The following is a 14,850-nucleotide window of genomic DNA, read 5'->3' as shown; positions in this document are numbered from 1 at the left end:
GTATCCATAAACCACAGAATAACTAACTCGAAGTTACTTCAAGCTTTACGTTAAGACATAAAGATCTAAATTCTTTTATCATAACATTAAATGATTCAGGAATGCCTGATTCAAAATTATTTTCACCACGTACTATAGAATCATAAGTTTTGATCCTACCGTTTACGTCATCCGACTTAACCGTTAACATTTCCTGTAACGTATAAGCCGCACCGTAAGCTTGTAATGCCCAGCATTCCATTTCTCCGAAACGCTGTCCACCGAAATGAGACTTACCTCCAAGCGGTTGCTGCGTTACTAAGCTATAAGGTCCTATAGAACGAGAGTGAATTTTATTATCGACTAAGTGATGAAGCTTCAGCAAATATTTCTGTCCAACGGTCACTAGACGGTCAAAATATTCACCGGTTCTACCGTCAATTAATTTTACTTGTCCTGAAGGATCTTGACCGGCAAGTTTTAACATATCTTTAACGTCCTGAACTTTTGCTCCGTCAAATACAGGAGTTGCAAAATGTACGCCTTTACTTACTTTATTACAGAAAGATATAATCTCTTCTTCCGATCTTTCAAGTATATAATTAATATTCTCTCCGTATAGCTCAAGTAAGAATTTCTTAATCTGCTCAATACCTATATGTTTATTTTTATATTCCTTTACTAAGGTAGATATTTTTTTTGCTAAATTTATTGATGCCCACCCAAGATGCGTCTCTAAAATCTGTCCTATATTCATACGAGACGGAAGACCTAGAGGGTTAAGAACGATATCTACCACAGTTCCATCTTCTAAAAATGGCATATCTTCTTCAGGTACGATACGTGAAATAACACCTTTATTTCCGTGCCTTCCTGCCATCTTATCCCCGGGCTGTAATTTATGCTTAGTTGCGATAAATACTTTTACTACTTTTAAAGCTCCCTGAGGTAAATCATCACCGCTTTGCAATTTTTCTACCTTAGTAGCAAATCTTTTATCGATGGCATCTTTTTTCTCATCATAATGAACTTTAACTTGCTCTATTTCATTCATTACATTTGCATCTTCCACGGTAAGCTGCCAAAATTGCCCTTTAGATAAACCTTTTAGCATTTCACTAGTAATTGTTCGTCCTGCTTTTACTTGCTTAGGACCGTTAACAATCACCTGCCCTATTAAAAGCTTTTCAAGCCAACTAAACACAAAATGCTCAATAATTTCTAATTCGTCGTCTCTGTCTTTTGCTAATTTTTCAATTTGTTGTTTTTCAATAGCAATAGCTCGCTGGTCTTTTTCTACACCCCTACGAGAAAATACCCTTACTTCTACTACAGTTCCGCTAACTCCCGAAGGTACATGCAGAGATGAATCTTTTACGTCAAAAGCTTTTTCCCCGAAAATAGCACGTAGTAGCTTCTCTTCAGGAGTAATAGGCGATTCACTTTTCGGTGTTACTTTTCCGACTAAAATATCACCGGCTTTTACTTCTGCACCTACATAAATTATTCCGACTTCATCAAGATGACGCAATGCTTCTTCGCTTACATTCGGTATATCACGGGTAATTTCTTCAGGACCAAGGCGTGTATCTCTAGCTATTACTTCAAACTCTTCAATATGAATAGATGTAAACACATCCTCTTTTACTATACGTTCAGATATTAAAATTGAATCTTCAAAATTATAACCGTTCCAAGGTAAGAAAGCCACAAGCACGTTTCTACCTAAAGCAATTTCACCGTTATCCGTACTAGGACCGTCAGCTATAATATCGTTTTTCTTAACATAATGACCGACCTTAACTAAAGGCTTTTGATTTATACAAGTATTATGATTGGATTTTTGGAATTTTAATAAATTATAAATATCAACAGACGGAGAACCGCCAATTTTTTGTTCTAGAGTTCTAATCACTATTCTATTTGAATCTAACTGCTCAACAATACCGTCATGTAATGCAAGTACTGATGCTCCGGAATCTTTAGCTACTACCCCTTCAACTCCGGTACCTACAAAAGGTGCATCCGTTTTAATTAAAGGAACGGCTTGTCTTTGCATGTTTGAACCCATCAAAGCACGGTTAGCATCATCGTTTTCTAAGAAAGGTATAAGAGAAGCCGCAACCGATACTACCTGCATAGGAGTCACATCAATAAAATCTACCTCATGCGGTTCTACCATTACAAAATTACCGCCTTCAACACGGCAATTAATAAACTCTCCTTGCAACTTTCCGTCTTTATCAACTTTAGAATTTGCTTGTCCAATTTTGTATTTACCTTCTTCAATAGCAGAAAGATATACTACTTCATCAGTTACCTGCCCATCTTTAACTCTTCTATATGGACTCTCTATAAAACCGTGTTTATTTATCCTAGCATAAGTAGCCATAGAGTTAATTAACCCGATATTCTGACCTTCAGGTGTTTCAATAGGACAAATACGACCGTAATGAGTCGGATGTACGTCACGCACCTCAAAACCCGCTCGATCTCGACTAAGCCCTCCGGGACCGAGTGCCGACAGCCTTCTTTTATGAGTTATTTCCGATAATGGATTTGTTTGATCCATAAATTGGGATAATTGGGAGGTACTAAAAAATTCTTTTACGACTGAAACTAAAATCTTGGAATTTACTAAATCATGAGGCATTACGGTATCAACATCACCTGCCGACATCCTTTCAATTACAGATTTTTCCATTCGGACTAAACCTATTCTAAATTGATTTTCTATCAATTCACCTACTGATCTAACCCTTCTATTACCTAAATGATCAATATCGTCTATAATACCTTTACCGTCTTTAAGCTCTACTAAAACTCTTACGATATTTTTAATATCATCAATTGTTAAAACCGTAACTTCTTCTGAAATATTCAGCTCTAACCTAGAATTCATTTTTATTCGTCCGACTTCTGAAAGATCATATCTTTCCGCATCAAAGAATAAATTATAAAACAGGCTTTCAGCCGCTTCGATATTAGCAGGTTCGCCGGGTCTTAAAACTCTGAAAATATCACATAACGCTGCCTCACGGTCCTGATTCTTATCAGCAAATAAGGTATTTCTTATATATGGACCGGATTGAGGATTGATTACTAATACACTAACATTTTTAATTTTAAAATCATTAATAACATTTAGCATATCGCTAGTTATCATTTCACCGATTTTTGCTAATACTTCATCGCTTGCAGGATCCCTTAAATCTTCGGATAGATATTTGCCGATTAAAGTTTCATGAGCTACTAAAATATTATTAAGCCCTTCCCCAAAATATTTTTTAGCTAAACGCGGAGTAATTTTTTGCCCTGCTTTCAGTAAAACATTTCCGGTATCTGCATCTACTAAATCACTTATTAAACGATGAGCAGTAATATGCTGAGGTATAAATTTAACCGCCCAACCTTTATTTTTAACAAGCTTATAAGTTACTGAATTATAATAAAATTTTATAATTTCTTCAGTACTCATACCTATAGCTCTAAGCAAAGTAGTAGCATAAAGCTTTCTTTTTCTATCAATCCTAAAATAAATAACATCCTTAGCGTCGAATTCTAAATCAAGCCAAGACCCTCTATATGGAATAACACGAGCAGAATATAAAAGCTTGCCGGAAGAGTGGACTTTTCCTTCATCATGATAAAAGAATACGCCAGGTGAGCGATGCATTTGCGATACAACTACTCTTTCTGTACCGTTAATGATAAAAGTACCGTTTTTAGTCATTAATGGGATATCACCCATATATACTTCTTGCTCTTTAATCCCTTTAATTTCTCTAGTACCGGTATCCTCATCTATATCCCAAATACTTAATCTTAAAGTTACTTTAAGAGGAGCAGCATAACTTAAACTTCTTTGACTGCACTCTTCTACATCATATTTTGGAGTATCGAATTCATATTTTACAAATTCTAAATTAGCAATATTGGAGGAATCTGAAATAGGAAAAATTGAGTTTAATATAGATTGTAAACCTTTATTTTTTCTTTCAGAATCTTTAATATTTAACTGTAGAAAGTTTTTTTCATATGAATTTTTTTGAATTTCAATCAAATTCGGTATATCTGCTACTAAATTTATGTGACCGAAATTTTTTCTTATTCTTCTATTATGTGACAAGGGTTGTGCTTCTATATTATCCCTTAATGAAACCATATAATCTCCTGACTGATAAAATTACTGCCCGTATTGAAGTGATTAGGTCCTATACATTTTAATAGAATAATCATAATTATGGCTCTTTTTAGCTGTAAATCATAAGTTTTTTTGAAATAGTAATAAACTTTCCTCTCAAAAATCTTATTAATTTTTGCTTAAAAATATCTCCTAATTATAATCATTAATCAAAAGTGTTCAAAACCTAGGTTCTGTATATAAAATATAAATTATTTATATTTCAAACAGTAAAATTTTTATTGGAATAGCTACCTATTTCAATAAAATGCTTACAATTTGCAGTAAAATAAAAATATACTGTTTTAAATTTTTTTACATAGAACTTAAATTAAAGAAACCTAGTAAGTTTCCTATTTAGATCTTGTGTAGGCTCTGCGAACATTTCCAAAAAGATTTGATTTTGGTTATTTGTTTGTTACAAAAAATTATAAGGTTTTTTTAAAATTAGGTATTATTCCTTCAAAAATCTCATTAATTTTCATCAAAAATCAATTATAAATGTTCACAGAACCTAGAAAATTTTAATAATTTAAATTTCTAGACGTATGGTACGTTAACAAAATTATTTTAATCAATAAGATTTTCAATGTAATAGCTTTAACCTATTTCAAAAAAATAACTTACATTAGCTTTAAAATAATTTTTAAACAAAAAAGCCTTATTCAAATTTAATTACTAAAATAAGGCTTTTTAGACTTTAAGAAGTTAATTTAAAGCTATAAAATATTTTATCATGTAATGCAAAAAATATTAGGTCCTGTAAAAAATTAATCTATATTTAGTTGTTTTTGATTGAAAACCACAAGATTTTTTTTGGAATAAAGATAACTGTTCCAACAAGAATCTTATTAATTTTTACTTAAAAATATCTAATAATACAAATAATTTAATTTTTCTTTACAGAACCTTAATGCAGAAATAATTATTTTAATTCAACTTTTGCTCCGGCAGCTTCTAACTTACCTTTGATTTCTTCAGCTTCTGCTTTTTTCACATTGCTTTTAATCGGCTTTGGAGCTTCATCAACTAATTTCTTAGCTTCAATTAAACCAAGACCTGTGATATCTTTCACAACTTTAATTACTTCAACTTTCTTGTCACCGGCAGCTGTTAAAACTATTTCAAACTCAGTTTTTTCAGCTGCTGCTTCAGCCGCAGGAGCTGCAGCACCGGCAGCTGCTACAGCTACAGGAGCTGCTGCAGATACACCCCATTTTTCTTCTAGCATTTTCACAAGCTCAGCTGCTTGCATTAATGTTAATGATGATAATTGTTCTTCAATTTTAGCTAAATCTGCCATAATTTTTTCCTTTTTACTTTTTTTATATTGAGAGATTACTGCATCAGGTATTTCAAAGTTAATTAAATTCTTTTTTGCTACAAATTATAAGATTTTTTTAAAATAAGAACAATCTCCTATAAAAAACCTTATTAATTTCCACTATAAAAGCTCTTTAATTATCAATTAAAATCCCTAATGCAGTAAACCTTTAAGTTAATTTTTACTAGCATGTGCTTGTATTACTCTCGCCATACTCGAAGACGGGGCTTGTAAAACACCTACAACCTTAGTAGCCGGTGCTTGTAATAACCCAACAATTTTACCTCTAAGCTCATTAAGTGAAGGTAGCTTAGAAAGTTCTTTTATTGAATGTTCATCTAATACGTGATTATCGACTATTCCACCAATAATCTTAAGATTATCATTAGCCTTAGCAAAATTAACTACTAATTTTGCCATCTCAACCGGTTCTTTAGAATAAACAATAGCAGTAGGACCTGCAAATAAATTAGCAATACTATCAAGCCCTGTTTGATTTGCAGCTATTTTTGCTAAAGTATTTTTAACTACTTTAAAACCTGCTTCTTTAGATTTAAGTGATTCTCTAAGTGAACTCACTTGACTAACGGTTAACCCATGATAATGGGTAATAATTACGGAGGGCGATTCTTTATAAATATTTACAATATCCTCTACTGCTACCGGTTTTTCTGATCTTAACACCTTTTAATTCTCCTTTTATAACACAGTTTAATATATTTAAACTGATACAAATGCTCAAAATAACAAAACTTTTTTTTATTATTACTATACTACCGTTAAACGGCTATAAAAATTATGCTATACTAGTTAAATCTATTTGTACCGATGCTCCCATAGTAGAAGATAAATACACTGCTTTTAAATAACTTCCTTTTAATCCGGCAGGTTTCGCTTTAATTACTGCCTCAATAAACGCATTTAAATTTTTTAATAAATCTTGGTCTGAAAAAGATAATTTTCCAAGCCCTGCATGAATTATACCTGCTTTCTCTGCTCTATATTCTACTTGACCGCTTTTAGCATTTTTAATAGCATTTTTAATATCTAAAGTTACGGTACCAAGTTTAGGGTTAGGCATTAAACCTTTTGGTCCTAAAATTCTTGCAACTGAACCTATAACTGCCATCATATCGGGAGTAGCGATACATACATCGAAATTAATTTTCCCTGCTTTAATTTCATCAATAATATTTGTTGAACCTACTAAATCTGCCCCGGCACTTTTAGCTTCTTCTTCTCTTTCTTCTTTACAAATAACGGCAACTCTTACGGTTTTGCCTGTACCGGCAGGTAAATTAACTACACCACGTACCATTTGATCGGAATGCCTAGGATCAATTCCAAGCTTCATAACTATTTCTAAGGTTGGATCAAATTTAACATATGATGCTGATTTTAATCGTTCAACTGCATTTGTTAAATTATATAAAGTATCTGATTTTACTTTTTCTCTAGCTTCTCTTATTTTTTTACCGCCGCTAATTTTTACGGCAACATCTTTCTTATTTGACATAATAATTAATTCCCTACCACTTCAAGTCCCATAGATGCAGCACTACCACAAATAATTTTTGTTGCTGCTTTAATATCTTTTGTATTTAAATCAGGCATTTTTAACTTTGCAATTTCACGACAATCATCCATAGTAACTTTACCTACTACGGCTTCTTTCTTAGTAGCACTAGAACCTTTAGTAATTTTAGCATATTTCTTTAAAAAATAAGAAGCAGGAGGAGTTTTTATTTTAAAAGAAAAACTACTATCTTCATAAACAGTAATTAAAGTCGGTAAAGGTACTCCTTTTTCCGTATCTTTTGTACTATTATTAAATTCATCACAAAATGTTTTAATATTAACTTTTCTTTGCCCAAGGGCCGGTCCTATAGGAGGAGCAGGAGTGGCTCCGCCGGCCGGAATTATCAAGTTAATATAACCTTTTATTGCTTTCTGAGACATTTATAAATATCCTTATTTTTCTCTTAAATTAATATTACTTTATAACACTCTTACGTAGAGGTAGTTTATATATTGCACTTTAGTCCTAATTAGACATATACTTCTTTTTTTGAAGAAGTTTTAAATAATGAGTAATGAAAATGAAAAGCGGTTTTCACTTTTATTAAAAATTTATTTATTTTTCTTACTCTTCATTTTATTTAGTATTCTAAAAATACTATCGGCTTTTAATCATTTTTCTTTACTTGGTTAAAATTTAGTTCTATTGGAGTTGCTTTACCAAATATTGATACTGAAACTTTTAACCTATTTTTTTCCTGATCTATTTCTTCTACCGTACCGGTGAAAGTTTCAAAAGGACCGTCTGTAACAGTCACTATTTCACCAACTTCATACAATTTAGAATTCTTTGCTTCTTTAGCTTCTGCTTCCAAATTATTAAAAATATTCTGTATTTCGCTTTCCGTAAGAGCTTTTGGTGTGGTCTTGCTTCCTAAAAAGCCGGTTACTCCTGGTATATTTTTTACTAAATGCCAAGATTTATCAGTCATATTCATCTTTATCAAGATATAACTCGGCATTAGTTTTTTTTCTACCTTGACATTTTTACCGCGTTTAACTTCAGAAACTCCAAAAACAGGTATTAATATATCTTCAAAAAAATCCGTCATTTTCTGTTTAGCGATTCTTCTAAGCATATCTTCTTTAATGCGTTTCTCTGCTCCTGATGCCGTATGTACTACATACCACTGCTTTACATTTTTTTCAGAAGAAGGCAATATATTATCTATACTCTGTGCTGTCACAATTTATTCCTTATACTATTTGCCGATATTAAGCAAAAGCTGCATTATGTTATGTATACTATAATCAAGTACCAAACAAATTAGGCTAAAAATAAAAACTGCTACTACCACTACTAATGTTGAAGCAACAAGCTCTTTTCTAGTTGGCCAAACTACCTTATAAGTTTCTTGTTTCACTTGTTCAAAAAACTTATAAATTTTATATTCTTTAAACATGTTTTTGTTAGGTAATTTATTAGACTTCTTACAAAATTCTACTTCTAGAGGTAATTGAGACAATGATCCAGCACTGAAATTCTCACATACTAGCATGTACGTTGTGATTCGAGGTGAAGTATCTCTTTTAAATTTTTCTCTATAAGCAAATTTTGTAAAAATTCTATATTTTATAGCAAAAAAGCTCTAAACCTATAATGGCAGGAGCGACAGGCATCGAACCCGCAACCTCCGGTTTTGGAGACCGGTGCTCTACCAATTGAGCTACACTCCTATCATATTTTTAATAAAAAATCAATAAATTTATTAAAAATATTTGTTATTATTAAAAAATTACTATAATAATCGGTACTTCTAATTTATAAGCTGTCATGGTAAAACAACATTTATCTTTGCAAAACATGACATTAATTATATCTAATTAGATCCATCAATTATTTTTTAGCTTTAATAATATCAGCTACCTGACTCGGCACTTGATCATAATGAGAGAATATCATACTAAACTGAGCTCTACCTTGAGATAAAGACCTAAGCGTATTAACATAACCAAACATTTCCGCTAACGGAACATTCGCAGTAACTACTTGAGCATTCCCTCTTGGATCCATGCTTTGAATTTGCCCTCTACGACTATTTAAATCGCCTATAATATCACCCATATATTCATCAGGAGTGATAACTTCAACTTTCATAACAGGCTCAAGTAATTTAGGATTACCTTTCGGCATCCCTTCTCTAAAGGCTGCCTTTGCAGCAATTTCAAACGCAAGTACACTAGAATCTACATCATGAAACGCACCGTCAACTAAAGTTGCTTTAAAATCAATCATAGGATAACCGGCAATAACACCAGTTTCTCTAATATTATTTAAACCTTTTTCAACACCCGGTATATATTCTTTAGGCACGGCACCACCGACGATTTTACTTTCAAAGACAAAAGTTTTATTTTTATCTTCATCTTTTAGATCTTTTACCTCTTTTAGAGGCTCAAAAATAATTTTTACACGAGCAAATTGTCCTGCACCGCCGGATTGTTTCTTATGGGTATAATCGATTTCGCAAGCTTTTGTTATAGTTTCACGATATGCTACTTGAGGAGCTCCAATATTTGCTTCAACCTTAAACTCTCTTCTCATACGATCAATGATAATTTCTAAATGGAGTTCTCCCATTCCTTTTATCACTGTTTGTCCTGTTTCATGATCCGTTGAAACTCTAAATGATGGATCTTCAGCTGCTAAACGAGAAAGTGCAAGACTCATTTTTTCTTGATCGGCTGTTGATTTAGGTTCTACCGCAAGCTCAATTACCGGCTCCGGAAATTCCATTCTTTCTAAGATTACTTGCTTATCCATATCAGATAACGTATCACCGGTAGTAGTATCTTTAAGACCTGCTAAAGCTACTATATCACCTGCTGACGCTTCTTTTACGTCTTCACGATTATTAGCATGCATTAATAGCATTCTACCGATTTTTTCTCTTTTATTCTTTACGGTATTAATAACAGTTGTTCCTGAAGCAATTTTACCTGAATATATTCTAATAAAAGTTAATGAACCGACAAACGGGTCATTCATAATTTTAAATGCTAAAGCTGCAAAAGGCTCAGTTACCGAAATAGGAAAATCTTTTTCTTCACCGGTACTTACTTCCATACCTTTTACTATACCTATATCAATAGGCGAAGGTAGGAAATCTACTACAGCGTCAAGTAAAGGCTGTACTCCTTTATTTTTAAAAGCACTACCGCATAAAACTGGATAAAATGCTGCTGAAATAGTACCTTTTCTGATTAATCTTTTAATCTCTTCTTCTGTTACTTCTTCACCTGATAAATATTTTTCCATGACGCGATCATCTAACTCAACAACCATATCAAGTAATTTAGCACGATATTCTTTAGCCTTGTCTTTCATATCGGCAGGTATATCTTCTTCAAAATACTCAGCACCAAGTGATTCATCTTTCCAAATCACTGCTTTCATTTTAACAAGATCAATTATACCTTTAAAATTTTCTTCAATACCTACAGACAATTGAATAACAAGCGGTTTTGCTCCTAAACGATCTTTGATCATTTCAACGCATCTATAAAAATCTGCTCCCATTCTGTCCATTTTATTGACAAAACACATTCTAGGAACATTATATTTATCTGCTTGCCTCCAAACCGTTTCAGACTGAGGTTCAACACCTGCTACACCGTCAAATACTGCAACCGCACCGTCAAGAACACGAAGCGAACGCTCTACTTCGATAGTAAAATCAACGTGTCCGGGAGTATCGATAATATTAATTATCTTATCTTGCCATCTACAAGTAGTAGCAGCTGAGGTAATGGTTATACCGCGTTCTTGCTCCTGCTCCATCCAGTCCATGGTAGCACCGCCCTCATGAACTTCACCTATTTTATGCGATTTACCGGTATAATATAAAATACGTTCGGTAGTTGTGGTTTTACCGGCATCAATGTGAGCACATATCCCGATATTACGAATATGCTCAAGTTTATTTATTTTACTCATTATATCCCCTACCTTATTTCATTTTTTTAGGGCTAAAATGAGAGAAAGCTTTATTAGCTTCAGCCATTTTATGAGTATCTTCTTTCTTCTTAATGGCGACGCCTCTATTATTAGAAGCTTCAAACAGCTCTTCAGCAAGTTTATCAATCATCATTTTTTCAGAACGTTTTGACGCAGCATTAATAATCCAACGGCTAGCAAGAGCATATCCTCTTCTTTCATCAACATGCGTAGGAACTTGATAATTAGCTCCTCCAACCCTAACCGAAGTTACTTCTAAATGCGGCTTCACGTTATGCATAGCATTATTAAAGGTTTGATACGGATCGACTCTATGCTTCTTTTCAATTTTATTAAAGGCTGAATAAACAATTTTTTCTGCAAGGGCTTTCTTCCCTTCTTTCATAATATTATTGATAAATCTTGACAGTAAAATACTGTTATATTTCATATCAGGTAAAATTACTCGCTTTTCAGCGGCGTGACGACGTGACATTTTATTTTTTCTCTCTAACTAATAATTTATTTTTTTGTAACTGCAACTTGTTTACGAGGAGCACCATAACGTGAACGACCTTGCTTACGTCCTTTAACTCCAGCAATATCATATGCACCGAGTACGATATGATATTTCACACCCGGAAGATCAGGAACCTGACCGCCTCTTACTAATACCCTATCATGCTCCTTTACACTATGCTTTTCACCGGGAATATATGCATTTACTGTTCTTTTATTACTTAAACGCACCGTTGCAATCTTACGAAGTGCAGAGTTAGGCTTTTTAGGGGTAACGGTTTTTACAACTAGGCAAACACCACTTTTAAAAGGATTAGATTCTAAGGCAGGAGCTTTGGTCTTACGAGTTTTTGACTTTCTCCCAAAACGTACTAATTGATTATATGTCGGCATTAAAAAAAAATACTCCAAAAAAACTTATATATACGATAATTAAAGGGTGAAAAAATACTTCCACCCTTTGTTTTAAATCATTTCTAAATACAAATTATAAGAATTTGTAAATTACACTAAATTTAAATTATAATTACTTTTTCCATAAAAGCAAGTATGTTTTAATTAACAATCATTTTTTTCTCAATTATTTTTGCTATAAAGCTGATTAACATCACTAGAATATAATAACAGCACGCAGCAATAAGCATTGGAAAAAAATAATTATATGTTTCAATTGATACAATTTGTGCTCTACGCATTAAATCCATTTCTCCAAGCATAGAAATAATGGCTGATTCTTTAATCAAATTTACAAGCTCATTTACTAATGACGGAAAAATATTTTTAACTGCTTGCGGCAGAATTATATCTTTCATTATTAAAAACTTTGGAATAGCAAGAGCTTCAGCCGCTTCAAACTGCCCTTTATCAACTGCATTAATCCCCGCCCTGATTACTTCGGAAACATATGCTCCCGAATTAAGGGAAAAAGAAATAGCTCCCGCCATAAACACACTAAATTTAACGCCTATTATATAAGGTGAAGCAAAATAAATAATACTTAATTGAATTAATAAAGGAGTACCTCTGAAAATAGAAGTATAGAAATTTGCAAAAAGCCTTAAAGCACGATTCTTATTTACCTTACAAATAGCGAGCAACATCCCTATTACTAAACCGAATATAACGGCAATAACGCTATATTTTAAAGTTACTAAAGTCCCCTCTACAATAAAAAGGATTTTTGGATAAAATTTTATTAAATACTCAAACATTTTGTTTAGTTATATAGTATTGTTTGCCTTGTTAAATGACTGTCGATGTCATTCCCGCGTAGGCGGGGATCCAGCATAAAGCGAGCTAAATCGAACTTTTAATTTCAAAAATTTGCTGTATTTATACTTTTTTTCTGGATCCCCGCCTACGCGGGAATGACATTAAAGGTTTCTGGATTGCCACATCGCTTCGCTTCTCGCTAGTATCTACGAAACAACGACGCCAATTTTTGAAATTCACCGAGTATATACATTAATACACTCTTTTTGCCGGTGGAATTACACTTATCTCATCGGTTAAAGTGGTTAGCGTTACAGGTTTATAATCAAGAACTACTTTACCTGCTTCATCGATAGAGCTAAGAGTATGTTTCATCCAATCTCCATCATTACGATCAGGATAATCTTCCCTAGCATGAGCTCCTCTACTTTCTTTTCTTGCAGCTGCCGAATATACCGTTACCAAAGCTTGATCAAGTAGATTATCTAGCTCTAAAGCCTCCACTAAATCACTATTCCAAATTAAAGATTTATCGTTAATTTTTATATCTTTATAGCCGCTTCTTATTTCGCTAATCATTCCTGCTCCTTCATCTAGTACTTCTTGAGTTCTAAATACCGAAGCGTGGCTTTGCATAGTTCTTTGCATTTTAAGCCTTAAATCTGCAACTACAATATTACCGTTAGCGTGACGGACTTTATCAAATCTATTTATAATTTTTTCAAGACTTGCCTCTTTTATAGGCTTATGGGGACTCGCTGGACTAATAAGCTCAGCTGCTTTTAAAGCACTACTTCTACCGAATACTACTAAATCAAGTAAAGAGTTTGAACCTAATCGATTAGCACCGTGTACCGATACACAAGCCGCTTCACCAATTGCCATAAGGCCTTTTACTACGCTATTATGATTAGTGCCGTCTTTAATAATGACTTGACCGTGGTAATTAGTCGGTATCCCGCCCATATTATAATGAACTGTAGGAAGTACCGGTATCGGCTCTTTAGTAACATCAACACCGGCAAAAATTTTAGCCGTCTCAGAAATACCTGGCAAACGGCTATGTAAAATCTCAGGCGGTAAATGATTTAAATGCAGGAATACATGATCTTTATGCTCGCCGACTCCTCGCCCTTCACGAATCTCGATAGTCATCGCTCTGGAAACTACGTCTCTTGAAGCTAAATCCTTTGCAGCAGGAGCGTAACGCTCCATAAAACGCTCTCCATTTGCATTAACGAGATACCCCCCTTCACCTCTAGCTCCCTCGGTAATAAGACAGCCCGCCGAATATATGCCTGTCGGATGGAACTGTACAAACTCCATATCTTGCAGCGGCAAACCTGCTCTAATCGCCATACCGCCCCCATCACCCGTACAAGTGTGAGCAGACGTTGCTGAAAAATAAGCACGCCCGTATCCGCCTGTTGCAAGCACTACATTATGAGCTCTAAAACAATGCAGACTCCCATCATCTAAATTCCACGCAACTACGCCTCTACATTCACCGTCTTCCATCAATAAATCAATAGCAAAATACTCAACAAAAAACTGCACTTTATGCTTTAGTGACTGCTGATATAACGTATGAAGTATGGCATGCCCTGTACGATCTGCCGCAGCACATGTACGCTGAGCCGCTTTTCCTTTACCGTACTCTGTTGTCATACCGCCAAAAGGGCGTTGGTAAATTTTTCCCTCTTCGGTTCTTGAAAAAGGTACCCCGTAATGCTCAAGCTCTAAAATTGCATCGGGAGCATTCTTGCACATATACTCGATGGCATCCTGATCACCTAACCAGTCTGAACCTTTCACCGTATCATACATATGCCAACGCCAATCATCTTCGCCCATATTCCCAAGAGCTGCACTGATTCCGCCCTGAGCAGCCACAGTATGACTACGGGTTGGAAACAACTTAGTTATACAGGCGGTATTTAGCCCTTCTTTAGCCATACCGAATGCAGAACGAAGACCAGCTCCGCCTGCACCTACAACTACTACGTCAAATTTATGATGTATGATATTATACGCTTTAGTCATTAAATTAATTTTTTATTATTTTGATACGTGAATTGCCTATTCCTGTCACCCCGTGGCTTGACCACGGGGTCCAGT

General features: G+C 34.1%; 12 protein-coding genes and 1 tRNA gene. All 13 read right to left on the bottom strand.

The features are described from left to right. Positions 1-22: 22 nt before the first annotated feature. Positions 23-4,144, bottom strand: coding sequence for a DNA-directed RNA polymerase subunit beta (gene rpoB / locus AC5584_RS01090; RefSeq protein WP_499216570.1), 4,122 nt, complete (start codon positions 4,142-4,144; stop codon positions 23-25). Between the two features lie 943 nt (positions 4,145-5,087). After that, on the bottom strand, positions 5,088-5,465 hold the full coding sequence (rplL, locus tag AC5584_RS01085) for a 50S ribosomal protein L7/L12 (RefSeq protein WP_218459909.1): 378 nt from the start codon (positions 5,463-5,465) through the stop codon (positions 5,088-5,090). A 195-nt stretch (positions 5,466-5,660) separates the two neighbouring features. After that, positions 5,661-6,170, bottom strand: coding sequence for a 50S ribosomal protein L10 (gene rplJ / locus AC5584_RS01080; RefSeq protein WP_040256974.1), 510 nt, complete (start codon positions 6,168-6,170; stop codon positions 5,661-5,663). A 112-nt stretch (positions 6,171-6,282) separates the two neighbouring features. Then, on the bottom strand, positions 6,283-7,002 hold the full coding sequence (rplA, locus tag AC5584_RS01075; RefSeq protein WP_499216569.1) for a 50S ribosomal protein L1: 720 nt from the start codon (positions 7,000-7,002) through the stop codon (positions 6,283-6,285). 5 nt (positions 7,003-7,007) lie between these two features. Beyond that, positions 7,008-7,445: a 50S ribosomal protein L11 gene (gene rplK / locus AC5584_RS01070; protein WP_499216568.1), complete on the bottom strand. Its 438-nt coding sequence runs from the start codon at positions 7,443-7,445 to the stop codon at positions 7,008-7,010. A gap of 227 nt (positions 7,446-7,672) precedes the next feature. Next, a complete protein-coding gene (gene nusG / locus AC5584_RS01065; RefSeq protein WP_499216567.1) occupies positions 7,673-8,251 on the bottom strand; it encodes a transcription termination/antitermination protein NusG in 579 nt (192 codons plus the stop codon). A gap of 15 nt (positions 8,252-8,266) precedes the next feature. Further along, complete coding sequence (gene secE / locus AC5584_RS01060) at positions 8,267-8,467, bottom strand: preprotein translocase subunit SecE (RefSeq protein WP_004996644.1); 201 nt, start codon at positions 8,465-8,467, stop codon at positions 8,267-8,269. A gap of 198 nt (positions 8,468-8,665) precedes the next feature. Then, positions 8,666-8,741: transfer RNA gene (locus AC5584_RS01055), tRNA-Trp, on the bottom strand. A gap of 160 nt (positions 8,742-8,901) precedes the next feature. Further along, the gene (gene fusA / locus AC5584_RS01050) at positions 8,902-11,001 is read right to left on the bottom strand and encodes an elongation factor G (protein WP_499216566.1); all 2,100 of its coding nucleotides are present in this window, start codon (positions 10,999-11,001) and stop codon (positions 8,902-8,904) included. A gap of 13 nt (positions 11,002-11,014) precedes the next feature. Next, complete coding sequence (gene rpsG / locus AC5584_RS01045; RefSeq protein ID WP_004996646.1) at positions 11,015-11,497, bottom strand: 30S ribosomal protein S7; 483 nt, start codon at positions 11,495-11,497, stop codon at positions 11,015-11,017. A gap of 26 nt (positions 11,498-11,523) precedes the next feature. Next, positions 11,524-11,913, bottom strand: a complete 390-nt coding sequence (gene rpsL, locus AC5584_RS01040) for a 30S ribosomal protein S12 (protein WP_499216565.1) — start codon at positions 11,911-11,913, stop codon at positions 11,524-11,526. A gap of 161 nt (positions 11,914-12,074) precedes the next feature. Further along, complete coding sequence (locus tag AC5584_RS01035) at positions 12,075-12,731, bottom strand: amino acid ABC transporter permease (protein ID WP_202069661.1); 657 nt, start codon at positions 12,729-12,731, stop codon at positions 12,075-12,077. A 253-nt stretch (positions 12,732-12,984) separates the two neighbouring features. Then, complete coding sequence (gene sdhA, locus AC5584_RS01030; RefSeq protein ID WP_499216564.1) at positions 12,985-14,775, bottom strand: succinate dehydrogenase flavoprotein subunit; 1,791 nt, start codon at positions 14,773-14,775, stop codon at positions 12,985-12,987. Positions 14,776-14,850: the final 75 nt, after the last annotated feature.

Source organism: Rickettsia endosymbiont of Villa modesta, from assembly GCF_964026485.1.
In the GTDB taxonomy this organism is placed as follows: domain Bacteria; phylum Pseudomonadota; class Alphaproteobacteria; order Rickettsiales; family Rickettsiaceae; genus Rickettsia; species Rickettsia asembonensis.
The sequence above is the reverse complement of the archived record's forward strand: the minus strand, read 5'-3'. Positions and strand labels throughout refer to the sequence as shown.